The sequence below is a fragment of the Mariniphaga anaerophila genome (assembly GCF_900129025.1).
Taxonomy (GTDB): Bacteria; Bacteroidota; Bacteroidia; order Bacteroidales; family Prolixibacteraceae; genus Mariniphaga; species Mariniphaga anaerophila.
Genome location: NZ_FQUM01000005.1, coordinates 208,920 through 231,924, shown reverse-complemented (window position 1 = coordinate 231,924; position 23,005 = coordinate 208,920). Strand labels below are relative to the sequence as shown.

22 protein-coding genes are annotated in these 23,005 nt (G+C 37.5%); all 22 read right to left on the bottom strand.

What is annotated here, in order from left to right; all coding sequences use genetic code 11:
• Positions 1 to 19: 19 nt before the first annotated feature.
• The gene (locus tag BUB08_RS12015) at positions 20 to 1,534 is read right to left on the bottom strand and encodes a hypothetical protein (protein ID WP_139249689.1); all 1,515 of its coding nucleotides are present in this window, start codon (positions 1,532 to 1,534) and stop codon (positions 20 to 22) included.
• A 52-nt stretch (positions 1,535 to 1,586) separates the two neighbouring features.
• A complete protein-coding gene (locus BUB08_RS12010; RefSeq protein ID WP_073002083.1) occupies positions 1,587 to 2,522 on the bottom strand; it encodes a glycosyltransferase family 2 protein in 936 nt (311 codons plus the stop codon).
• Positions 2,500 to 3,972: a lipopolysaccharide biosynthesis protein gene (locus tag BUB08_RS12005; RefSeq protein WP_073002081.1), complete on the bottom strand. Its 1,473-nt coding sequence runs from the start codon at positions 3,970 to 3,972 to the stop codon at positions 2,500 to 2,502. Before BUB08_RS12005 ends, BUB08_RS12010 begins: the two co-directional genes overlap by 23 nt.
• Positions 3,973 to 4,067: 95 nt before the next feature.
• Positions 4,068 to 4,787 (bottom strand): hypothetical protein, encoded by a 720-nt coding sequence (locus BUB08_RS12000; protein WP_073002078.1) that lies wholly within the window; start codon positions 4,785 to 4,787, stop codon positions 4,068 to 4,070.
• A gap of 22 nt (positions 4,788 to 4,809) precedes the next feature.
• Positions 4,810 to 5,247 (bottom strand): FAD synthase family protein, encoded by a 438-nt coding sequence (locus BUB08_RS11995; RefSeq protein ID WP_073002076.1) that lies wholly within the window; start codon positions 5,245 to 5,247, stop codon positions 4,810 to 4,812.
• 14 nt (positions 5,248 to 5,261) lie between these two features.
• Entirely contained in the window at positions 5,262 to 6,572 is a 1,311-nt protein-coding gene (locus tag BUB08_RS11990; RefSeq protein ID WP_083570738.1) for a CDP-glycerol glycerophosphotransferase family protein, read from the bottom strand.
• A 70-nt stretch (positions 6,573 to 6,642) separates the two neighbouring features.
• Positions 6,643 to 7,950, bottom strand: a complete 1,308-nt coding sequence (locus BUB08_RS11985) for a CDP-glycerol glycerophosphotransferase family protein (RefSeq protein WP_073002072.1) — start codon at positions 7,948 to 7,950, stop codon at positions 6,643 to 6,645.
• A 9-nt stretch (positions 7,951 to 7,959) separates the two neighbouring features.
• A complete protein-coding gene (locus BUB08_RS11980) occupies positions 7,960 to 9,126 on the bottom strand; it encodes a DegT/DnrJ/EryC1/StrS family aminotransferase (RefSeq protein WP_073002071.1) in 1,167 nt (388 codons plus the stop codon).
• A gap of 3 nt (positions 9,127 to 9,129) precedes the next feature.
• The gene (locus tag BUB08_RS11975; RefSeq protein ID WP_073002068.1) at positions 9,130 to 10,233 is read right to left on the bottom strand and encodes a GNAT family N-acetyltransferase; all 1,104 of its coding nucleotides are present in this window, start codon (positions 10,231 to 10,233) and stop codon (positions 9,130 to 9,132) included.
• Positions 10,212 to 10,634 (bottom strand): sugar 3,4-ketoisomerase, encoded by a 423-nt coding sequence (locus BUB08_RS11970; protein ID WP_073002066.1) that lies wholly within the window; start codon positions 10,632 to 10,634, stop codon positions 10,212 to 10,214. The genes BUB08_RS11975 and BUB08_RS11970 overlap by 22 nt, the downstream gene beginning before the upstream one ends.
• On the bottom strand, positions 10,631 to 11,044 hold the full coding sequence (locus BUB08_RS11965; RefSeq protein WP_073002064.1) for a sugar 3,4-ketoisomerase: 414 nt from the start codon (positions 11,042 to 11,044) through the stop codon (positions 10,631 to 10,633). The genes BUB08_RS11970 and BUB08_RS11965 overlap by 4 nt, the downstream gene beginning before the upstream one ends.
• A gap of 11 nt (positions 11,045 to 11,055) precedes the next feature.
• Positions 11,056 to 12,405 (bottom strand): lipopolysaccharide biosynthesis protein, encoded by a 1,350-nt coding sequence (locus BUB08_RS11960; protein ID WP_073002062.1) that lies wholly within the window; start codon positions 12,403 to 12,405, stop codon positions 11,056 to 11,058.
• A gap of 13 nt (positions 12,406 to 12,418) precedes the next feature.
• A complete protein-coding gene (locus BUB08_RS11955) occupies positions 12,419 to 13,399 on the bottom strand; it encodes a glycosyltransferase family 2 protein (RefSeq protein ID WP_073002060.1) in 981 nt (326 codons plus the stop codon).
• Positions 13,400 to 13,568: 169 nt separating this feature from the next.
• Positions 13,569 to 14,495 (bottom strand): NAD-dependent epimerase/dehydratase family protein, encoded by a 927-nt coding sequence (locus BUB08_RS11950; protein WP_073002058.1) that lies wholly within the window; start codon positions 14,493 to 14,495, stop codon positions 13,569 to 13,571.
• A gap of 10 nt (positions 14,496 to 14,505) precedes the next feature.
• Positions 14,506 to 15,810: a DUF4910 domain-containing protein gene (locus BUB08_RS11945; protein WP_073002057.1), complete on the bottom strand. Its 1,305-nt coding sequence runs from the start codon at positions 15,808 to 15,810 to the stop codon at positions 14,506 to 14,508.
• Between the two features lie 23 nt (positions 15,811 to 15,833).
• Positions 15,834 to 16,472: a PIG-L deacetylase family protein gene (locus BUB08_RS11940; RefSeq protein ID WP_073002055.1), complete on the bottom strand. Its 639-nt coding sequence runs from the start codon at positions 16,470 to 16,472 to the stop codon at positions 15,834 to 15,836.
• Entirely contained in the window at positions 16,453 to 17,304 is an 852-nt protein-coding gene (locus tag BUB08_RS11935) for a sugar phosphate nucleotidyltransferase (protein WP_073002053.1), read from the bottom strand. The genes BUB08_RS11940 and BUB08_RS11935 overlap by 20 nt, the downstream gene beginning before the upstream one ends.
• A gap of 10 nt (positions 17,305 to 17,314) precedes the next feature.
• On the bottom strand, positions 17,315 to 18,565 hold the full coding sequence (locus BUB08_RS11930) for a class I SAM-dependent methyltransferase (protein ID WP_073002052.1): 1,251 nt from the start codon (positions 18,563 to 18,565) through the stop codon (positions 17,315 to 17,317).
• A 51-nt stretch (positions 18,566 to 18,616) separates the two neighbouring features.
• Positions 18,617 to 19,150: a dTDP-4-dehydrorhamnose 3,5-epimerase gene (rfbC, locus tag BUB08_RS11925; protein WP_073002049.1), complete on the bottom strand. Its 534-nt coding sequence runs from the start codon at positions 19,148 to 19,150 to the stop codon at positions 18,617 to 18,619.
• Positions 19,151 to 19,155: 5 nt separating this feature from the next.
• Positions 19,156 to 20,205, bottom strand: coding sequence for an NAD-dependent epimerase/dehydratase family protein (locus BUB08_RS11920; protein ID WP_073002047.1), 1,050 nt, complete (start codon positions 20,203 to 20,205; stop codon positions 19,156 to 19,158).
• Between the two features lie 57 nt (positions 20,206 to 20,262).
• The gene (gene lhgO / locus BUB08_RS11915) at positions 20,263 to 21,507 is read right to left on the bottom strand and encodes an L-2-hydroxyglutarate oxidase (protein ID WP_217651607.1); all 1,245 of its coding nucleotides are present in this window, start codon (positions 21,505 to 21,507) and stop codon (positions 20,263 to 20,265) included.
• Between the two features lie 25 nt (positions 21,508 to 21,532).
• Positions 21,533 to 22,999 (bottom strand): class I adenylate-forming enzyme family protein, encoded by a 1,467-nt coding sequence (locus BUB08_RS11910; protein WP_073002045.1) that lies wholly within the window; start codon positions 22,997 to 22,999, stop codon positions 21,533 to 21,535.
• Positions 23,000 to 23,005 lie beyond the last annotated feature (6 nt).

Genomic DNA, 23,005 nt, shown 5'->3' with positions numbered 1-23,005 from the left:
TTTGTTTTTCAATAGTAAATTAAGAGTTGAAAATATCTTTCATTCTTTGGACCATTTTTTTTGGGCTTATTCTGAGGTTAAAATAAATTAAAGTGTCCTTAATGTCTTTTTTTAATTTTTTGGAAAAGGGAGAAGGATTAATGGGTTCAGTTAACGATTCTGCCCACAAATTTTCAATTAATAATTTAAAAAAAAGATATTTTGGTTTTGAACGATACATTGGATTTAATGCTAACATTGTATCAATGATTTCTCTGTTATTGAACGGTGTAAATACTTCTTGAACAATATCCCATTCAAGTTGACTTTGAGCCTGCCAGTTTCCCATCCGATGTTCCCAGTAAAAGAAATCAAGAAGGTCATAGTTGTAGTCTGCTTCAATATGCTTTATCTCTTCATACCATTCAGATAACCTTTTCCTAATAAATTCTAATTCTATTCCATCATAAAAAGGATAAAACTGTTTAATAGAATGTATTTTTCTATGCTTTCCAATTTTGTAATAGGCACAGCGCCCAATCTCTACGCAATTACCTTTAATTGCAACTCTTTCTTGAGGATATTGTCCAGACATTGAATTTGCGATTTTTCCCCAGTCGTCCCAATGAGCCAAGTCTGAATTTTGGTGGTAAATATCAAAAAAAGTATTTTCAGCAGGGATTGTGCAATCGATAACATAGTGATTGAAAGATAATGTCTTAGACAATTTTTTAGGAATTAGGATGTCGGCGGAGATATCTGTTAAATCTCTATATTTTAGTGTGTAAACATATAGACTGTTTATTATCTCTTTTGTAGAAGCTAACATGATTCTGGAATCGTTCCCGGATGTCATTGATAATGATAGCTTAAATCTCCTGTTTGCTTCAAGGACAGATTGTTTGAGTAGGTATGAGATTTTTTTGATCGCTTCTTCTATTGAGACTTCTGTTTTTTTAGAATTAGGCCAAAACCTATATTGTTTACATTCATTTGCATCCAAGTAGTGATTAGGGGGCAGTTGAAAAACCCCGTCGTATAAAGAAATCCCTGCGGGGAGGTGATGTTCTTTATTTATTTTAACGTATCTTGATTTGTAGTACTTTTCATAATTTGGACTTTTCTGTAGTTTAACGGCCATGTTTAACAAATGTGGTTGAGAGGCGGCATAAAAACCACTTTCATCTTTTGTGTAATATAATTGCCTTAATCCGCAAGCGTCATTAAAAAAGTAGATGTTTCCTTGGTAACGAATCATTAAAATAAATCTACCAGACAAGCTATATATAAGATTAGGGACTTCGTTAATTGACGAAAAATCCGAAATATCAGTAAGAATTTGCAATGTGGTTTTCCCTATAGAGTAGGGATTAATGGAATAGCCAATTAATATAAGTTCTTTGTCATTTGTTGTTAATTTATTCAATTCACAATCAGGGTGAACATACAGAAAATTGGTTCCTAGCCTTTCTGTATTCCAACTGTTTAATTGTTCGCAAATAGTTGCTGACAATATGAATTGACGCCGATATATTAAAACTGACTTTGTTTCCACAACCGTTTTTCCTAAGTTAATAGTTCCTAGTTGTTACTTTCTTGTTTGATAATTAGTTGACTATTTCCCGTTTAAACACCTTGTTGTGATACTTATAAGGAATTATTAACCTTAAAAATATTATTACCCAGATAGTTTTAAAAGAAATCGTATTTAAATTGTTGACAATAAGATTTAACGCCTCTTTTTTATTCCTTCTGGAGTAACTGTTAATCATGGATACCTTTAATTGTCTCATCCTTTTTTTATAACCACCGTAATTTTTAAACCTGTTTATTGTGTCTAAATGTCCTTTAAAAAGAAAATCATTATTTTTTGAAGTGTTTGAACTGTGAATTCTGTAATAGGTTAGAAATTTATTTATGTGTTGTATTTTATATTTTTGAGCCAGTTTTAGAACCAGAAGATAGTCTTCCACGACAATTGATTCATCGAACCCTCCCACCTCCATAACAGCCTGTCGGGTAAACATGAACGAAGGTGCAGCAGGCCAAAATTTAACAAAAAAAAGTTCTTCAAAAATGAATCCTGATTTATATTTTTCTGTAGGCAAGCTTTTTATTACTTGCCCTTTTTCATCTATTGTTTTAGAACTGGTGTATGTTACTGCAACTTGACTGTCTGTTTGGAAAGCATTTAAACTTTCGCATATAAAGTCGGGCAAGATTACATCATCTCCTGCTATAAATTTGAGCAACGAACCGTGGGACTCATTTAGACCTCTGTTGCAATTTGCAGGAATTCCGGTATTTTTTGATACCGTAATTAGCTTAGTCGTCGTGAATCTGCTTTTGTTTTCTTCCAGCCATTTTTGACAAATTTCAATTGTATTATCTGATGAGCAGTCGTCTGAAATTATTAATTCAATGTTTGAATACGATTGCAACTTGATACTTTCTAAAGTTTCCCGAATAAATTTTGAACTATTATATGTAACTACAATTACACTAACTAGCTGATTTTTATTAATTTTTATGTTTTCGGTCATAGGTAATTTTGGGTTTAACTTTGTTAAGAATTGCTTTTAATTCATTGAGCTCTTCGAGCTTAAAGAAATAACATACAATTAGGTAGACTGTCAAGCCAGCAAGGCTTCCAATTATTAGCTTTGCCAAAAGATCATCTATTAACCGGTTTAGCCCTGCCACCAGTAACGCCATAATTCCTGTTGCAAATACGACGGGCAGCAGGTCTTTTAATTGCTTTAACCCACCGTAACCAAACATTTTTCCGGGAATGTAAGCATTGATAAAAAAGGCAATAAATGAGGTAACAACATGTCCAATTACTATTGCTTTTACTCCAAGAGGGATTGTTATAATAAGTGCTAAAACCGTTATCGGAAATTTTGATAAATCAACTTTCAGAAATAAGTCAGATCTACCTACCGCATTTAAAATATTCATGTTTATAACACTTATCGGATGAAAGATGCGGGCAAAACTCATCCATTGTAAAAGAACAACAACTGATATCCATTTATCTGTTAATAGCAGTCTTATTAAAGGTTCTGACATAAGAGAAAGCAAAGTCATTGCGGGGATAACGAAGAATGCAGCCATCTTAATTAAGCGGCTATAAACAGAAACCATTCTATCCTTATCATCTTGCAGCGAGGCAAGTATTGGAAAGGTAACCTGATGGAGAATCCCGGAAACTGTACCTGCTGTCATTTCTGCAAATGATTTTGCCCGTGTATAATAGCCTAGCTCAGACGCAGAATATGCTTTGCCAATTACAATATTGTAGACTTCATGCATGGTTTGTGCATATAGACCCGCTATTAGAAGTTTTGAACCGTAAGAGAACAAGCGGTTAAATGATTTTTTTGAAAACTGGATTGTAAATCTCCACCTGTTCAAGAACCAGAGCATCAGTGTAGATGTCAAAGAATATACGATTCGTTGAATTACCAGAGCCCAAACTCCCCATCCCTGATATGCTAAAAATATTGCAATAATTCCTCCCGCAAATACAGAGGTGACATTTACTTTTGCTATGGTTTTAAAATCAATATTAATCGTTAGTCTTGACCGCTGTACAATTGCTAAAGAGTTTATTATTATGTTGATCGCTAAAACTCGGGTTAGTATTACCAATTGTGGCATGTCGTAAAAACGAGCGATTGGCTGAGCTGAAAAGAACAGGGTTAAGTAGAAGAGACAACTTATAGCGAAGTTAAAAATGAAAACCGTTGAAAAATCTGTATTAGTCCTGCTTTTCTTTTGAATTAACCCTGACCCCATTCCACTGTCAATGAAGATCTGTGAAATGGCAATAAAAATTGATAACATGCCAATGAGCCCAAAATCTTCGGGCATTAACAATCTGGCTAATATAACCCCGATAATAAATTGTCCTGCCTTTGCGGCAAACTTATCAACCGCGCTCCACAACATTCCTTTTGTGGCTTTTGTCTTAAGCGTGGAGTCGGTCATTGAAAATTTGCTTTTTTATTAGGCAGATAAATGTGTTCTTATTGCGACACAGTATACTGTGTCTATAATAATTTCATAACAAACAAGAGATAGTGCTACTTTATTATTGGGAAAGAAATTGTTTTATAATTGACACGTAAATAATCAAGTAACGAATAGATGAAAAGAATGACGCCTGCCATTTCGAAGCTTTCTTCAATAGCGACCTCTGTATAATACCACCAATTATCGGTTCCTATTGTGTCTTTTATGTATCCACCAACTGACTCAATACCAACTGCTCCACCCACGAATAAGGCGGCAGACAAAATGAAAAGATTTTTTGTTTTTTTATCAAGACTCATCAGAAATTTGAAAAACAGTAGAATGAGAAAAGGTATGGTAAAAAGAAACGGTATTATCCATGCATGGCGCAGAAAACCACTGAATTGACGTCCTAAGATGATTCCATCTTTTTGTCCGAGGATAGTTTCATGCAGAATCATTGCTTCATCCATTGCGAGATAAAAGAACCCGAAAGAAAGTATTAACCAAATTAGATAGAACGATTTTGGTTTTTTCCATTTTAGCGCAGTAATTATAAAAAGCAGGGCAGACGCAACTATTAAGATAAATGCAGAAAATGCGGTTGGAATGTTTCTTTCTGCACCAACATAAAACATGTTAATTAAAAAGCCGAGTCCTTTTACTTGAGTATAATCTGTAAAGCAGACAATAAATCTTGTGCTAAAGCTAATAAGTTGTAATACAATCGCTACTAAACTTAATAATCGGATGATAGCTGATATTTTTATTATTAGTTGATGGTTTTGCATAAGTTAAAATTGCTGTGATTTTTTACAGTATTTTTTTGCTCAATTTTGAGATTGCATCCTTTAACATGGTGCTGGATGTATCTTCTGTATAAGGGAAGTATTTAACTTTAACTCCCAGCTTTTTTAATTCTGTTTTTAAAGTATTGCCTTCAGGACGTCCCTTCCAATCGCTGCCTTTTATTAGTACGTTGAATTTTAGATTATCCCAGTCTTCTTTTATGTCTGGAGAATTTTTGGGAACCACTTGGTCAACATATTTTATACTTTCAATAATTTTAACTCTCTCGTCAAAAGGAATTATGGGCAAACTGCCTTTTAGCATTAAAGCCCTTTCGTCAGTAGTAACTCCAACTATTAAATAATCACAGAGAGATTTCGCTTTTTTGATAATGTTTAAATGTCCAATATGAAACAGATCGAAAACTCCCATTGTATATCCTATGCGATATTTTTTCTTCATCCCTACTTGTTCGGTTAAACATGTTCTCCAAAAATTTCTAATTTCAAGTTGTTGAATATATTCTCGGATGCTGTTCTGTTATTGGGAGGCTTTATTACAGAGTTGAAGAATTTATCTCTTTCCTGCTGCCTAAAATCCTGCCCACCAATAATAGTCTCTTCAACGAATTTATGAATATTTTTTTGATTTTCAGCTGTGTAAAATGTTGACAATGCCATTTTCCCGATTTCATTGAGCCTGTACCAAACAGAGTCGTCATTTATTAAGAACATGACTGGCTTTTGTGTGTATAAATACTCAATAATAAATGAGGCACTGTCGTGTATCATTCCGTCAGAGGTGGAAAATAGATCGATATAATCTCCTTCATTTAGCTGTCCATTAGAAAGCTCAGCCCATTTGTTATAATAATTGTCTGTTTTTTCTTTTCCCCAAACTTGCTCTGAGGCTAATTTTGCTCTAAGCAAGGGGTGTGGTTTAAATGCAATTTGAATTTGGTTCTTGTATTTGTCCGCAATTTCAAACATGAAATTGTGATAATTTATAAAAGTAGAGTAATCTAAGTTTGCACCCATTCCCGGGATGGTATGATGTGGAGCCCAAATAATTCTTTTTATTGATCTGTCTTTAATTTTCCATACATCAAGAGGAACGTAATCTTTTCTGAGTAGTGTGTCCATTCCGGGAGCTCCTGTTACTACTGTATTCGCACTTTTGTTTCTGGAATATTTTATTGATAGTTTTTTGTGTACTTCTGTCTCAAGAAAAAATTTCCAAACCAGATTATGAATAGGCTGATTGTATTGGTCGTTGTACAAATATGAGTTCTTGAATCCATAAGGAACATAGCACGTCAGGACTTTGTCGTATTTGGAAATCAGATACTCTGATTTTGTGATGGGCCAAGGGTTTGTGAAAAAGATAATATCTGGTTTGATATCTCTTCTTACTTTTATCCATTTCCCTGTATGCTTGTCAAACGATTTTATTACGTTGTATCTTTTTTTTATAAATGAATTATAAGTTTGACTCATTTCACGATGCATCGCATTGTCACCAACACTTATGTATGGGCAAATAACTACAATTGGGTTGAATCTTATATCTTCTCTCATTAAATTGTATAACTCCTCATATTTCCAAACCGACTCGTGTATTAAAAAAAAGGCGACATTAATTTTTTCTTTCTCTCTTATTGCTTTTAATGCTTTACTGTGGTTCTTGTTTATTTGTTTTAATTGAGCTAGATACAAAAAATTGGAATATTTGGCTTTTATCCATTTTTTTAATTTTGAGGGTAAGTATTTTATTGGTGTCCAACCCATTTCAATGATTGTTCTATTTTTGATTAGTATTGTTTTTGTAATGTGCTCGGATGTTGTCCGTTGTGGCTTTTTAGCTTAATTCCGAAAGACCGAATAATTCAGTTCTAATGTGATTGTAAATGTTTTCTGATGCTGTTAAATTATTTGAAGGAGAAATTTTACTTTGAAAGAATTGTATTCTTTCATTTTGTTTTGTATCACATTCCTTTATTATAACGTTGTTAATAAACAGTTCAATGTCATTTTTGTGTTTCCCTATGTATAATTTATTTAACGCCATTTCACCAATATTATTCATCCTTTTGGCCACATCTTTATCTTTTTCCAAAAACATCATGGGCTTGCCGGTGTACAGATATTCTATGACAAAAGCACTGCTGTCATTTATCATACCGTCAGAAGTTGCAAAAAGATCAATGTATTCACCTTCATTTAATTGTCCGTTGGGTAAGTTGGCCCATTTTTGAAAGTATGTTTCTGTTTTTTCTTTTCCCCAAACTTCATTTAGACTCAATTTAGATCTTAAAATCGGATGCGGCTTAAATGCAATTTGGATTTGGTTTTGATACCTGGCTGCTAGATCAAACATGAATTCCGAATACTTTAGAAATGTTGAATAATTCAGGGATGCTTCATGTCCGTTAATTGTATGATGAGGAGACCAGATAATTCTTTTTACTTTACTGTCTTTAATTTTCCACGCATCAACCGGCTTAAAACTTTTTTGCATGAGTTCATCCATTCCCGGATAACCTGAAACATATGTATTGATGCCTCTGTTTCGTGCATGCTTTTTTGCAAGTTGTTGGTGAAGATTGGTCTCGAGGAAGAATTTCCAGACCAGATTCTGCATTTTTCCGTTAAAATAACCTTCGTAGAGGTGTGAAATTACAAATGTATAGGTTGAATAGCAGGTGAGAATTTTATTGAAATTTTGTATTTGGTATTCTTTTCTGGTTAAGTCCCAGTGCACTGAAAAGAATACAATGTCCGGATTAATCTCTTTTTTTACATCTAACCACCTGCCCGATTCTTCGTCTAAAGTTTTTACTACATTGTATCCATTGTTTTTAAAGTAAGAGTAGGCCTGTTTCATGTGCCGAAGCATGGTTCTGTGTCCGTATGAGTTGTATGGACAAATTACAATAATTGGTTCGAATCGGGTATCGTTTTTCAGTAATCTGTACAATACCTCAAATTTCCAGACAGAGCTTTTAAGAATAAAAAATGCGATTTTTATTTTTTCTTTTTTTCTAATTGTTTTTATTGCTTTTCTGTGATTTCGGGGCGCCAGTTTTATTTGAACCCTGAAACGTAGCTCTCTCAGCCAGTATATTATTTGTCTGACAACAATTAATGACGACAATTTTTTGATCATTATTTCTATTCAAAATCTATTTATGATGCCAGAAATTTCTTTCGTTTGGTCGTCTTGCATTATTTGACTCATTGGCAAACTCAACACCTCTTTGTGAATTTTTTCTGTTATCGGCAGGTTGATTTGATTCATCTCTTTGTATGCCAATTGTTTGTGTGGAGGTATTGGGTAGTGGATGAGTGTTTGAATACCTTTTTTGTCGAGGTGTTTTTTTAGCTCATCACGCCGTGGGTGACGAATTACAAACAAATGCCACACATGGGTCATTTGCCTGCGTTGATTTGTTTGAAAGTATGCACCAGATACAGGTAAAATAACTTCTGGATTAGTAATGTTTTCACAATACACTTTTGCAATATTTCCCCGCCACTGATTATCCGCGTCTAAGCGTTTCAACTTTTCTCTCAGAATCGCAGCCTGTATTTCATCGAGTCTGGAATTCAGCCCTTTAAAATCGTTTACATATTTGACGTTAGAACCGTAATTTGCAATCGCCCTTATGGTGTTGGCAAGTTGTTCATCATCAGTTGTAACAGCTCCTCCATCTCCCAGAGCTCCAAGGTTTTTGCCCGGATAAAAACTATGCCCGGCTGCATGTCCAATTGAACCTGTTCTTTTAGATTTATACTCTGAAGATTGCGATCCTGTCGGGATGAAGTTATTGTGGTTGTAATATGCACCAATTGCCTGTGCGTTATCTTCAATGAGCTTTAAGCTGTATTTATCTATTATTTTTTGAATTTCGGGAGACATGGCATTTTGTCCATACAAGTGTACCAGCAAAATTCCTTTGGTTCGAAGAGTGAGTTTTTCTTCGATTTTTTGTGGGTCAATGTTGTATGTGTTTATATCAGGCTCAACAAGCACCGGGACTAACCGGTTGTCGCTGACTGCCAGTAAAGATGCGATAAAAGTATTTGCCGGAACAATAATCTCATCTCCTTCTTGCATTTTCCCCATGGCGATATATGCTTTCAGTATTAACCGAAGTGCATCTAACCCGTTGGCGACCCCGATGCAATATTTTGATCCAATAAATTCAGCGTATTCTTTTTCAAAAGCTTCTGTCTCGTTGCCCAAAAGATACCATCCTGCGTCTAAAACTCGTTTTACGGCATTGGATATCTGTGGCTCAAAGCTGTCGTTAATTGCTTTTAGGTCTAAAAATTTGATCATTTTTTACAGCTTTATGTTTAAAAGTGTTGTCACTTTGTGTCGTCTCTTCAAAAATGCTTCTTTACTGAATTTGAAGTAGTAGTTCAGCTCATCTTCTTTTATAAGAACAGGATTGAATAATTTCAAATAGTAAAGTACATAAAGATTTTTTTTCCGGACGTCCAAAAAGCAGGTGTCAAATTTTAGCTCTGCAAAACCGAATTCAACGGCCAAAAGCCACGCTTTAACTGCAATATGGTCTTCGTTTCCGGGATAACAAACCCAGCTGCCAATGGTAAAACCTTCATCCGAAAAATTGTACAGGCGAATAACACCCCACGGGTTATTGGTTGAATCTTCGTAGACGAAATAAAATTCTTGTTGTTTTGCTTCTCTGTCCTGATATTCTTTTATCCAATTGATTTGGTCCTGAATCTCCGGAGAGGTTTGCGAAATGTACTGACTTAACCTTTTATCAGTTCGAAGGGAAAGGATGAATTCAGCATCCGATTTTTCCACCAACCTCATTGATATGCCTTCTGCGGTAATTTTACAGTCAGGATTTTTTTCAATTTTATGGTCTTTCCAGGTGAATTGCTGGCCTGTTTTTTTTGATTGCAGATTTTTATCCAGAACCTCTCCGTATTCTGTAACGTAACCTGCATGTTTGGCCGGGTTGCCAATCCATAATTCAAAATCGTTAATGTCTTTGGTAATTACAGAACCGGCTCCTACCATCGCATACGTCCCTATTGTTTTTCCTGCCAAAATGGTAGCGTTTCCTCCTATCGAAGCACCTTCTTTTACAATTGTTCTTACCAAAGGAAACTGGCTTCTTTTGGAGCGGGGATAAAGGTCGTTTGTGAAAGTAACATTCGGACCGATAAATACATTGCTCTCCAGGGTAATTCCGTTCCAAACCTGAACGCCTGATTTTACAGTAACATTGTTCCCAATGGTTACATCGTTTTCAATAAATACATGGCAGTTAATATTGCAATTGCTCCCGATTTCTGCTTCCGGAAGCACCACGCAATACTGCCAAATTGTTGTATCTACCCCAATTTTGGAAGATTGAACGTCGGCAGTTGGGTGGATGAAATATTTTATTTTTTTATTTTTTTCCATTCTGAAAATTGTTTGTATTCTCTGATGTAATCGTTGGCATCATATTTCTCGGAAGTCAGGACCAAGCAAATAGCGCCCGACGAAAATTCAAAAAGCTCTCTCCACAAACCGGGAACTACAAGTAGCCCGTAGTTAGGCCTGTTCAGCTTTACTATTTTTTTGTTTCTGCCATCATCCAGAAGTACATCAAAACTACCGCTGGCGGCTACTATGAGCTGGTAGAGGTTTTTGTGTGCATGGCCGCCCCTGCTTTCGCCTCCGGGAACATCATACAGATAATAAACTCTTTTGATTGGGAATGGAATATTGAGGTTCGACTCAATAACGGTAATATTCCCAGCCTGATTGTGAATTTTGTTTAATTCCAGTACGTTGCAGTCGTAAACGGTTGATGCTGTCATTTCTTGTTGGAGTATGATAAAAATTCGTTGTAGTCTCGGATATAATCTTCTTCGAAGAACTCTGTAGAGCTTAAAACCATGGCTAATGAATTTGTCGAAAAGTTTTCCATTTGGCGCCAGATCCCGGATGGGATGCATAGTCCGTAATAGGATCTGTTAAGTGAAAATACTTTGCTGTTTGTCCCGTCGTCGACCATTACATCCAGGCTTCCGGAAATGGCAATGATCATTTCATGCTGCTTCTTAAAGGCATGTCCGCCGCGAACCTGTCCTCCGGGGACATCATATATCCAGTAGGCTCTTTTAATTTCAAACATGAAATGTTTTTCTTCCTCTACAAAAGACAGGTTCCCCCGGGGGTCGTTAATCCTGGGTAATTCGATGATTCTACAGTTTTTGATATTTGCCATTTTTTGATGGTTTATCTACTCCAAATTCCTTTGGCTGTTCGGTTAAGCAACTTGTGTACCTGAATAATTTGTAAATACCAAACAGAGACTCCTGTACCAACAATGGCAAGGACAATCCCTGTGCTGTTGTCAAAAATTTTTCCAAAGAGGAAGACCAGAACCAGGTATACTACAATTTCAATAATGGTTGATATAACTGTTATTTTCAGTTTCCCCATTCCATTTATAAAGTTGGAATAAGGAGTTATGATAATGCGAATGATGGAATAGATGCTAAAAGCGATGGTTAATTCTAATGGAATTGATACTTTATCGCCAATCCATATATTATATGCCCAGTTGCTTATAATGGTCATAACAATAACACCAAATACAAATAGAATTGCCAATAAATTAGCGTATTTAAGAGTATTTTTTAGCCACACAAAATCTGCTTTTGCATATGCATCTGTTACTGCTGACCAAACGGGACTCATGAAAATTGAAAAAACCATTATCGGGATTTGAAAATATTTGTATGCAATGTTGTAAACGGTTACTTCTTCTGGTCCGTAAAATTGGGTAATGAAAATATTTGAAGTAGTGAACAAAACAATGAAAGCAGCTTGTAGAAAGAAAAATTTAGCACCTAGTGTAACAATATCTTTACTTAATTTAAAATCGATACTTTTTATTGACGGACGTATGTTTTTATACTTGGTGCCAAAAGAAATGAACGAAGCGACAATAAAAAGGGCAACGGGAACAACGCTTATTATAGTGCCTATTAATACGAGATTTCCATTTGTTGTAATCTTGGTAAGTATAAGAACTACAATAAATGATATGAAGTTTGCGGACGTATTTATGAGTTTTGTAAACGATGGAATTTGATCGGCTAGATAGATTACTGCAATGATTTGAACAACAAACCGGATGATAAAAAAAGTAAAAACAACAGACGTCAGCAGAAATAGTTCTTGTTTGTCAATCGTGTGGGTGTTAAGAATTGAATTCCAGTCTAAGAAAAAGTTGCTAATATGAAAAGCAATAAGAACTACCCCGAATATTACAAATAAAAACGCATAAGTTGTGCTAACTAATTTTTTGCCTAGTTTTAAATCCTTATGAGCCATGGCTTCTGCGAGTTTGTTTCGCAGTCCGTTGCCCATTCCAATATCAAAAAAACTAAACCATCCTAATATTGATGTGAGAGTAAGCCAAATACCGTATTTTTCCTGGGTTAGATAATCTAAAAGTAAGGGAACGTATAATAATCCAATAATTATGTTGAGACCTTGAATAAATATTGAGTATAAGACTTGTCTTTTTGCTTTTGCACCTCTCGTCTGACCTTTAAAGAAATGAATTATTGATTTCATTCGAAAATTCATTTTAATAAGGTTTTTTGAGTTGGTTTAATTTGGTATTTAATCTTAAAAATGTAAAAATTAGTTTAGCAAGACTTCTGGGCATATAGTATATTTTTTTCAGCGATTTTTTTTCTTTTAGTTTAGAGTTTAAGAATTCTCCAAATTCATCATTGGATGAAATGATTTTTTTTAAATCGTTGTTTTTGTCAAATGCTTTTATAAAAACAAGATTGCGAAATATGTGTTTGTCTATTTCCCTCGTAAGAGTAGAAATATTTTTTTTCTTTTTTAGAATCTTGTCGTAGATGTATGGTACTGTTAAAGTGTGTGCTGTCCAATCTCTTCTGTGAGTTTGGTTTTTGTGAATGCGAAATTTGTAAAGCTGTTTCGTGTCTCCGTAAAACATCAGGCGATCAGCATTGGAATATACCCATATCCAATCATATCCGGCTATCCAATTGCTATGCTGATAACTTATTTTGGCTTTGTTTTTTTTGATTGTACTTGACATGTACGGAAACCCTAAGTTATATTTTACACCATATTCTATTATTTTATTCCCATTTTTCATATACCCAAAAGGAAGCATATTTCTATGGTTTTTGGTTTTGTTGAGGGTTAGTAACACATAATCAGAAAAGTAGACGTCGATTTCTGGATACTGCTTCTGTGCTTCTACAAAAGATTCAATATAAGTGTCAGATAATATGTCATCATCGCCTAGTATTTTAACGTATTCAGTTTCTGCTAGTTCAAAGCATTTGTTTATGTTTGGGTACAGGCCTATGTTGGATGTGTTTCTAAAATACTTAATGTTGTATTCCTTACATTTTTTTTTGAAAAAGTCATGTGAAGAACAGTTGTCAATAACAATTATTTTGCATTTTACTGTCTGGTTTATAGCGCTCTTCAAGGCTTCTGTGAAATATTCGCTTCGTTCAAAACAGGGCATTGCTATTGTTACAAGGTTTGTGTGAGGCTTTTTTTGTATTGATTTGTCCATCTATAACGAGCTTTACATATATAAGAGAGAATCCTTACGCAGATTTTGCTCCGTACTTTTGTTTATAAAAGATAATTGGACTAAACGTCCTAGTGATGAGATGTGTGAGGAATTTGTGGACATGGCTATTGCTTGCCTGTATTCCTGCTGATATAGTTTTACAAACTCTCTATTTTAGTGAAGAATATTCCTGTTTATACCAATCTGCAGTTGCTGTTAAACCTTGTTTTAGATCGGTTGTTGGTTCCCAATTCAATTTATTGAAAGTTTCTTCAGTGTTCGCAATTTGGGTGTATTCACAAGCCCTGTCCGCCAGGTTTCCAAAGTTGGGGCTTAGCTTGGAGTTAAGGGTTTTTAATAGTAAGAGAACAATATTTTTGACTGACAAAGTCATGCCTGAACCGATATCTATTGTCTGTCCTTCTATTTGTGGATGATATGCCATTGATAATAGGCCGTTGATAACATCGTCAATAAAAATCCAATCTACTAACCTTGCTCCACTTGTATAGTTTGGATTCTGATTTTTTAAATGGGAGACAATCGTATATGGAATAAGCTTTTTTAAATCTCGTTGACCTGGACCGTAAACCATAAATAATCTTGCAACGGCTACTGGGGTTTTGTATAGTTCATGAAACATTTTAGCATAGATGCTCGATGAATATTTTGCAGCAGCGTAGGGTGAGGAAGGGATATTATTAGTATTAATTGAAGTCGATTCTTCCATAGACCCTGAAATTATTACTCTTTGGCAACCAATTTTTGTAGCAGCAGTCAAAATGTTTACGGTACTCATTAGGTTATTATGCAAAGTAGGCAATATAAGTTCAATGCTACGAGACCCTTCCACATGACTAGCCAGGTGAAAAATTAAATCCGGTTTTATGTTCTCCATGATTTTATGAATTGAGTCGGGATCTTTCAAATCACATTGCCACCATTTAATTTGCTTGTTGTGGTAAGGCTTGAGTTCGTGTATATGAATGCCGTGTACTTCTGCTCCATAGGCACATAAGGATTCGCACAACTTTGAACCAATGAATCCACTTGCTCCGGTAACAAGTACTCTTTTTCTGCTAAAGAATTGCTTCATCTGCTCGAGATTATTTTGAAGTTAACAGTCCGGAGGAGACTAATTTATCGGTTGCGAATTTTAGTATGCTAAAATCTATTTTTGATTTCTTCGCGATGTCCAACAGCGAATGCTCCCCGTCGGAAAAGTTAAGCACCCATAATAAGGCCATTCGAAAATCTTCTTGATTAGTCGCTCCTCCGATTGCCTGGTAAAGCCCTCGTTTGCCAAGCTGGGGTTCTCCTTTGGGTTTTCTGTTTATCCATTTCCGGTTTCCTTCAATTACAGATACGGCTCTCACTAGTAATTGCAGAGACTCACCCAATTTCTCAGCACTAATGAAGTCGAGATTGTCAGCGGAGGTATGATACTCGGGAAATTCACCAAAAGGCTTGCGCGAAATTCTGCCTACCGGAAGGTTGAATCCCGGTGAACAAAATTGCCTTTCATCGTATCCGTATGGCGAAAAGTCCAGTAATTTTGCCTCGTCTTCATCTTTTAACAAGTAGGCCATTATTTCGTCAATCTCCGTATTCTCACTTCTGGTTTTTTTATAATGAAAAGGTGACGCGTCGCCAAGCAGGGTGAGAACCAACCCGTGTTTTATCCTGCTTGCTTTTTCTTCGTTTTTGCTTAGCCAGGCTATTGAACCAATTGTTCCCGGAATGAACAAGAACCGATAAGAATAGCGCAAATCAAGGTTTTTTAAAAATTTTGCCAGCTCGGTTGCGATTACAATTCCCGACAGATTATCGTTGCAAAGCGATGGGTGGCAAATATGGCAACTAAAAAGTACTTCTTCCTCTGTTTCCCCGGGAATGATAAACTCGCCATAAGTTAGTGCTCCCGGTTTTATTTCCGAATCGATTTTTACCTGGTAGTTCCCTTCTTCCAGTTTTTCAAGTTGGTTGTGTGGCATGCAAAAGCCCCATTGCTGATTGTAGTATGATGTTCGATACGGTATCCATTCGGGGTGTTCAGGTATTGAATACAGGTGTTCTTTTAATGTAGCCAAATCAACTTCCTGGTTAACCGGCATGCTGTAATTTAGTACATGCAGGTTCGATTTCCGGAAATTTGCAATTTTTTCGCCTCCCGGAGTTTTTATCCATGCATCTCTGATGTTCCATTCGTTTGGTATTTCCCAATCGAGAACGTGGGTTCCGGACGGAATTTCCGTTACATCCAGAGGAACAGTTTCTTGCAGTATTGACAGTGTCTCGCGGACTCCGTTGCCAGTTATGCTTCGGCAAATCGGGAATAAACGTTCCGCCAGTTTGTACATCGATTCTCCAGATTGCCGGAAATTTATATCCCGGGTATTGTTTTCTAACATTGAGCAGTACGAATAATTTGGCCTCAAATAAATAGTTTCCTGGCGTAGAACGCTTCGGCAAATTGTGTTGCTGATTCTATTCCCCTTAACCGAGGCAATGCGTTGAACATATTTTCGTCGAACCAGTGTTTTGAACTTTGAGACTTAAATGTTTTTATTAAAATGCGATTGCGTGTTGCCAAATCTTCTTCATCTAGCGAAACATAAAAGTTCGGTTTCCCCAAATCTCCGTCATATTTCGGAATTTCATATTCCAGAATAAAGTGGCTTCTCCACGTGTTCCAGGTAAGATCGCTGACTATTCGATGGTCCTGGTGGCGGTCGTCGCGAAAGTGAGTGAATATAATGTCTGGTGAAAATTTCTGTTTAATTTCTTCGAAGTATTCTTTTATCTCAATGCCCTGAAATGGGAAAAAGCCATCGCGAAAAGAGTTGATTGCAATTTCCTTATTTGTCGTTTCTTTCAGAAAGAGGTCTGCACTTTTTTTGGCTTCTTGCCTTCTTATTTCATTTGAGGAAAAAACGACCCACACAACCTGCCCGATTTTATACTCTCGCTGCAGCTTTAAAATTGTTCCGCCGGCACCAATTTCAATATCATCGCAATGCGCCCCGAGGCAAAGGATGTTCAGCGGTTTTTCTTTATTGAACTGGATCTTCATTGGTGGTATAAGTTTTTTTTTCGCTCCGTTTTATTTTTCGTTCTTTTTTTGCTTTCTCTTTCCACACTTCCCAGGGTGGATTTCCTTTTTCGTAAATGTCGTCTATGTTTTTTTTGTCTTTGAAGGTATCCATGCTCATCCAAAATCCCTGGTGTTCCCAGGAAATTAATTGGTTTTGGCTTATTAGCCTTTTAAACGGTTGATCAACAAGTTCGTCGCCGTATTTCATGTAATCGAAAATGCTGTTTCTCAGAATAAAATATCCGGCGTTTATTAAAAGATGGGATGAGCCGATATGGCTTATTGCATTTACGGTTCCGTCTTCTTTTTTATCAACAAAATGATAGCTCTGGTGCGACGGAGTTGACATAAAAGCTGCTGTTTTATCTTCTTTTTGTTTGAACCAATCAATCATCGAAGGGAGATGAAGATCAGATAGTCCGTCGCTGTAGTTAGCAAGAAACATCTCATCATTTTTCAGATACTTCTGTACCTGCATGAGACGCATCCCGATATTTGCATTTAGGCCGGTATCAACAAAAGTGATTTTCCAATCGTGAATATCAGAATTTTGCAGCTCTATTTCTTTGCCGCCGTCGGTAAATACAAAATCATTGGAGATGGTTTCGTCGTAATTTAAGAAGTAGTTTTTAATAACATCGGCTTTGTATCCCAAGCATAAAATAAATTCATTGTGTCCGTAATAGGCATAGTATTTCATAATGTTCCAGAGAATTGGCCGGTAACCAACGTTAACCATGGGTTTTGGCACCTGGTCTGAATAATCCCGCAGACGAACACCCTGCCCTCCACAAAAAAGAACGACTTTCATAGTATTTAAGTTAATTGAGAATGGTTAATTCCGGAATCGGGATAACAAATTTGCCGCCCCAGTCGCGGACGTAACTATGTTGATTCATAATCTCTTTTTTTAGATTCCAGGGTAAAATGAACAGATAATCAGGTTTGTACTCTTTTATGGCTTCCGGGTGAAGAATTGGAATGTGGGTTCCTGGTAAAAAATTGCCCTGCTTGTGGGGGCTCATATCTACCGTGAAATCAATAAAATCTGTTCTTATCCCGCAGTAATTCAAGAGGGTGTTGCCTTTTCCCGGAGCGCCGTAACCGGCAACTGTTTTTCCATTTCGTTTGGCATCAATCAGAAAGTCGAGAATTTTCCGTTTGGTTTCCTTTACTTTTTCTTCGAATGCCGAATAATATTCGAGGGTTTCAAACCCCAGAGCAATTTCTCTTTTTAAAAGGGCAGAAACGCTTTTTGCTATTTCTTTTTTATCATCTTCAGCATGTTTGCCATATATCCGCAGCGAGCCACCGTGTGTTGGCAACTCTTCCACATCGAACAACGTAATGCCGTGATGTGCAAAAATGCGGTTCACGGCTGAAAAAGAAAGGTATGAAAAGTGTTCGTGGTAAATTGTGTCGAATTGGTTTCCTTCTATTAATCGTTGCAGATGAGGAAATTCCATGGTGATTACGCCTTCTGTGTTGAGCATCTCTTTCATCCCGGCAACAAAATCGTTAATGTCGGGAACATGCGCCAGAACATTGTTGCCCAACAGCAAATCTGCTTTCCCGTATTTGTTAGTCATTTCTATGGCTGTGCTCTTTCCAAAGAACTTTATTTCTGTGCGTATTCCTTTTTCTTTTGCAACTGCGGCAACATTCTCCGCCGGCTCAATTCCCAACACAGGTATCTCTTTTTGTACGAACCATTGCAGCAGGTAGCCGTCGTTACTTGCAATTTCGGTAACCAGACTATTGCTGTTTAAAGAAAAGCGGTCAATCATCAGATCGGTGTATTTTTTTGCATGGTTCAGCCAACTTTCAGAATACGAGGAGAAGTAAGCATATTCGTCAGCAAATATTTCGTCCGGGGTGGCGAACTCTTCCAGTTGCATTAACCAACAATGCTCGCATATGTATGCATGGAGCGGATAAAACTTTTCCATGTCATTTGCATTTTCAGGTTTCACATGCTTCTGGCAAAGTGGCGACATTCCCAAGTTAATCACACTGTGCTTCAGTTTGCTGTTGCAGAAGCGGCACCTGCTTGTTGTTTCTATTTTTTTCATCTGCTGTTAGTTGTGCATTGAATGCATCAAAAACTTTTTTGTGTGTATGGATTAGTTCAGATTGAAATCGGACTGAGATTTGTCTTTTTCTGACATAACAGTTGGTGTTAGCGGCCATTGAATATTGAAGAGTGGGTCGTTCCAGCGAATTGTCTCTCCTGCTCCCGGCACATAAAATTCTGACATCTGGTAGCTGATTTCGCAATTGTCTTCGAGCGTAATAAAGCCGTGGGCAAAGTCTTCCGGAACATAGAGCATTTTATAATTGTCTTGTGTTAATTCAACACCAATCCATTGTTTAAATGTTGGCGAATTTTTTCTTAGATCAATAATCACATCGAAAATGCTACCTCTGGAACATCGAACAAGTTTGGCTTCCTGATGTGGTGCTTTTTGGAAATGCATTCCACGCAGTGTGCCTTTTAATTTGTTGAATGAAACATTGGCCTGGCTGATGCCGGCATTTAGCCCGTGTTTCTTCATCTCTTTGGCGCACCACGAGCGGCCAAAAAAACCCCGTTCATCTTCCAACTTTTCAATTTTAATAATGTAAGCTCCTTTTAGCTTTGTTTCTTCGAATATCATGGCTTTTATTTCCAGATCCAGTTTAAACTGTCATTTAGAACTTTTTGCTGAATCAGTTTGCTGATTACGTTTAAGCGGATTAGTGCTGACTCTCTGAAATTTGCATCATCAAAACCCATTTCTGTAAAGTTTTCAACCAAGGCTGCTATTGTCGGTTTTAATTGAAAAACAGGCTGATGATTTGGAGCCAGTTTTTTGAACAGATCAAAATTGACTTTGTATGAACGTTTGTCCGGCGGTGCATCCGGATTAACCGATACTTTGCATCCATCAACCACCTCGGCAACTACTTCTGCCAATTCTTTAACCTGATAATTCCACTCGTTGCTCCCGGTGTTAACTGCCAGAAAGTTTCCTCCATTTTCGTTTTCTCTGGAAACAGCCCAGTCGATGGCGCGGGCCATGTCCAGCACATTTATAAGAGGCCGCCAGGGAGTTCCGTCGCTCAAAATATCAATGCGTTTTGAGGTGACCGCTCCAGCAACAAAATCGTTAATCACCAAATCGAGGCGTAACCGTTTGCTGAAGCCGCAGGCAGTTGCAAAACGCAGGCAGGTTACCGAAAAATCAGTTGCAGCGATTTTTTCCAGATCCTGCTCTGCGGCAATTTTAGATCGGGCGTACGCAGTTAGCGGATTGAGCCGGTCGGTTTCAACCTTGGCAAAATCGTCGGCTTCTCCGTAAACACTGCAACTGGATGCAAATACAAACGACTTGACTCCTTTGTTTTTTCCGGCTTTGGCCAGTTCAATTGCCGATTTGTAGTTGATGTCCATGGTGACTTCCTCGAAGCGGTTCCCCATGGGGTCGTTTGAAATTGCTGCCAGGTAAACAATTGCGTCAACTCCATTGAGAATATCGGGATTGAAGTTTCGTACATCGCCAATAATCTGCTGATTCAGTTTTACCTCGGGGAGGAAAGGGGAGTTGGTTAAGCAATGAGCAAAGAATCCGGTATCGAAACCAATAAGTTCAGCATCCGGATAGCTTTCTCTCAGCTGAGAAACAACGCCCGGGCCAACATAGCCCATGTTTCCTGTTATCAGTATTTTCATGTTTTATGCCTATTTTTGATAATGTTTAGTAATCCTGTTTTTGGTTTTTTGTGAAGGTTAATTGTTGTTTATGAATTCATGTTGTTTAGATGTTCTGAATGACTCCAGCTTTTTCAATGCTTTTGCGGCAACTGTTTCTCCTATGGCCAGCGATGCTGTTGCCGCAGGAGACGGAGCGTTTAAAACATTTAATATGAATTTGTCTTCGGTAATCAGGAAATCATCAATTAACCCTCCGGAGCGGTCACAGGCCTGTGCTCGAACTCCCGCACCCCCGGGATGAATATCGTCATGCTGGATTTCGGGAACCAGTTTTTGCAATGCCTTTACCAGTGCGGCTTTGTTGTACGAGCGGTAATATTCTCCAAGTCCCACTTTCCAGTATTTTCCCATAACTTTTCTGAATCCCGGCCATGCCAGTGATTCCCAGAATTCGTCGGCGCGAAAGGCTGTTTTTTTGTACCCTTCGCGTTGGAATGCCCAGACGGCATTTGGACCCGCCTCAATTCCTCCGTTTATCATGCGGGTAAAGTGGACTCCGAGAAAAGGAAAATTTGGGTCAGGCACGGGGTAGATCAAGTTTTTAACCAGGTGCCTTTTTTCTTCTTTTACCTCGTGGTACTCTCCGCGAAATGGAATAATGCGAACATTCAGCTCGGGCTGGTTTAACTTTGCAACTTTGTCGCTGTATAATCCTGCAGTGTTAATAATAAGTTTTGTTGTCAGTTCTCGGGTTTCAGTTAAAACGTTGGCCCCTTTTTTTGTTGGCAAAATTTCAGTGATTTTTTCGCCTAAAAAGATTTCTCCTCCGAATCTGGTTTGGAAAATTTCAGCGTATTTTTTACAAACTTCTTTATAATCGATTATTCCGGTGTATGGAACATGAATGGCTGCAACTCCTTTTGCGTGAGGTTCGTATTCGGAAATTTCTTCTCCGGTTAGCTTTTTTATTTTTGTCAGTCCGTTTTGCTGGCCTCGTTCCCAAAGGTTTTCAAGCCGTGGTAATTCTTCTTCTGATGTGGCTACAATTAATTTTCCGCAGAGGTCGTATTTGACCTTTTCGCGGTTGCAAAACGCTGTTAGTAACTCGTATCCACGTCGGCAATTTAGCGCTTTTAAACTGCCCGGTTTGTAGTAAACGCCGGCATGAATAACGCCGCTGTTATTGCCGGTTTGATGTGTCGCCAGCTCTTTCTCTTTTTCAACCAGGGCAATTTTTAAGTCCTGGTTATTTTCTTTGAGTTTCAGAGCAGTTGCCAATCCAACAATTCCACCCCCGATTATTAGAATGTCGTATATCATTTAGAATGAATGATTCGGTTTGAATTCACGAGTTAAGTGTCTTCACTTTTTTCCCGGCAGAGTTGATGTTTATTTTCTTTGAAAATTCGATGTGATGCGGAACTTTGTGTGGTGCAAGCTTTTCTGCACAATATGATTTTAATTTTTCTTCTGTGATGTTATTTCCCGGGTCTTCTTCAATTACCACAACTGCTTTTATGGCGTCTCCGGTGATGTCGTCCTGAATGGCTTTTATGGTGCAGTCAACAACCTGCGGAAACGATACAATTACCTCTTCAATTTCTTTTGGGCTGACTCTTTTTCCCGCCACTTTTATGAATTCTTTGTTGCGGGCAGTCAGATATATATAACCGTCACTATCGATTGTCCCAATATCTCCGGTGTAGAGCCATCCGTTTTTTATGGTTTGTTCTGTTAGCTCCGGTTCTTCGTAATATCCGAGCATCACATTTTTCCCTTTGGCAATAATTTCGCCGGTTTCTCCCGCTGTTACCTCTTCCCCTTTTTGGTTAACCACTTTTAGCTGAACAGATGGAATTCCTTTTCCAATTGAGCCCAGCTTGTTTTTTAGCTCATTTGGAGCCAGATAAGAGAGGCGTGCTGTGGCTTCTGTCTGGCCGTACATCACAAAAAAGTCAATTTCAGGAAAAGCATCTGTAAATTCCTCGATGAAAATTTTATGCAGTTTCCCTCCCGCTTGGGTAACATACCGAAGCGATTGAAAATTTGTGTTTCTGAAATTTTTCGACTTTCGTAAAAGTATCTGAAAATGACTTGGAACGCCAGCAAAACCTGTGCATTTGTATTTGTTGATGTCGTTTAAAACAGAGCCTATCAAAATGAAATTATTGTTTAAAACCATGGAGCCTCCAACCCTTAAGTGGGTGTGAAGCAGTGACAGTCCGTAACAGTAAAAGAACGGAAGAACCACTTCTATTATGTCGTGCGGTGTGAGATGCAGATACTGTAAAATAGAATCTGTGTTTGCAATAATATTGTTGTGGCTTAAAACTACTCCTTTGGGGAGACCGGTTGAACCCGAAGTGAAAATAATTTGAGCGGGCAGATTTCCGTTAAAAGGTTCTGAAAATGAAAATAAGGATTGGCCTGCTGTTAGTTGCGATAGTGTTTTTTCTGTTATTGCCTCTGGTGTTGCGATTTTTAGCTTCTGCTGTATTCTGGTTTCGATGAAGCAAAAATCGGCTTTGCTTTTTTGAATAATGTATTCGAAGTTTTTCTGTTCAGTTGTCGGGTCAAGAGGAATGCAAACATTCCCGGACATCATAATTCCCAAATAGCAAACGAGGAAAAAACTATTATTTTGGCTAACCAGAATTATATTATTGCTACTTCCGGTAGTTGCCGACAGGTAGGATGCAAGCCGGGAACTCTGTGCGAAAAGCTCATGGAAAGAAATGACCTCTTTATTCCCCAGAATAAAATTCTTTTGCCATTCAGCCGTATTTTCAAACAGGTATTGCGTAACGTTCATCGGACA

Bases quoted from the DNA above. Each gene is read 5' to 3' on its own strand.
- BUB08_RS11935 (WP_073002053.1), bottom strand. From the start codon at position 17,304: ATGAAAGTCGTTCTTTTTTGTGGAGGGCAGGGTGTTCGTCTGCGGGAT.
- rfbC (WP_073002049.1), bottom strand. From the start codon at position 19,150: ATGATATTCGAAGAAACAAAGCTAAAAGGAGCTTACATTATTAAAATT.
- BUB08_RS11990 (WP_083570738.1), bottom strand. From the start codon at position 6,572: ATGGGTTGGACACCAATAAAATACTTACCCTCAAAATTAAAAAAATGG.
- lhgO (WP_217651607.1), bottom strand. From the start codon at position 21,507: ATGATATACGACATTCTAATAATCGGGGGTGGAATTGTTGGATTGGCA.
- BUB08_RS11920 (WP_073002047.1), bottom strand. From the start codon at position 20,205: ATGAAAATACTGATAACAGGAAACATGGGCTATGTTGGCCCGGGCGTT.
- BUB08_RS12005 (WP_073002081.1), bottom strand. From the start codon at position 3,972: ATGACCGACTCCACGCTTAAGACAAAAGCCACAAAAGGAATGTTGTGG.
- BUB08_RS11995 (WP_073002076.1), bottom strand. From the start codon at position 5,247: ATGAAGAAAAAATATCGCATAGGATATACAATGGGAGTTTTCGATCTG.
- BUB08_RS11910 (WP_073002045.1), bottom strand. From the start codon at position 22,999: ATGAACGTTACGCAATACCTGTTTGAAAATACGGCTGAATGGCAAAAG.
- BUB08_RS11985 (WP_073002072.1), bottom strand. From the start codon at position 7,950: ATGATCAAAAAATTGTCGTCATTAATTGTTGTCAGACAAATAATATAC.
- BUB08_RS11965 (WP_073002064.1), bottom strand. From the start codon at position 11,044: ATGGCAAATATCAAAAACTGTAGAATCATCGAATTACCCAGGATTAAC.
- BUB08_RS12010 (WP_073002083.1), bottom strand. From the start codon at position 2,522: ATGACCGAAAACATAAAAATTAATAAAAATCAGCTAGTTAGTGTAATT.
- BUB08_RS11930 (WP_073002052.1), bottom strand. From the start codon at position 18,565: ATGAAAAAAATAGAAACAACAAGCAGGTGCCGCTTCTGCAACAGCAAA.
- BUB08_RS11960 (WP_073002062.1), bottom strand. From the start codon at position 12,405: ATGAAATCAATAATTCATTTCTTTAAAGGTCAGACGAGAGGTGCAAAA.
- BUB08_RS11975 (WP_073002068.1), bottom strand. From the start codon at position 10,233: ATGGAAAAAAATAAAAAAATAAAATATTTCATCCACCCAACTGCCGAC.
- BUB08_RS11940 (WP_073002055.1), bottom strand. From the start codon at position 16,472: ATGAAGATCCAGTTCAATAAAGAAAAACCGCTGAACATCCTTTGCCTC.
- BUB08_RS11950 (WP_073002058.1), bottom strand. From the start codon at position 14,495: ATGAAGCAATTCTTTAGCAGAAAAAGAGTACTTGTTACCGGAGCAAGT.
- BUB08_RS11945 (WP_073002057.1), bottom strand. From the start codon at position 15,810: ATGTTAGAAAACAATACCCGGGATATAAATTTCCGGCAATCTGGAGAA.
- BUB08_RS12000 (WP_073002078.1), bottom strand. From the start codon at position 4,787: ATGCAAAACCATCAACTAATAATAAAAATATCAGCTATCATCCGATTA.
- BUB08_RS11970 (WP_073002066.1), bottom strand. From the start codon at position 10,634: ATGACAGCATCAACCGTTTACGACTGCAACGTACTGGAATTAAACAAA.
- BUB08_RS11980 (WP_073002071.1), bottom strand. From the start codon at position 9,126: ATGATCAAATTTTTAGACCTAAAAGCAATTAACGACAGCTTTGAGCCA.
- BUB08_RS11955 (WP_073002060.1), bottom strand. From the start codon at position 13,399: ATGGACAAATCAATACAAAAAAAGCCTCACACAAACCTTGTAACAATA.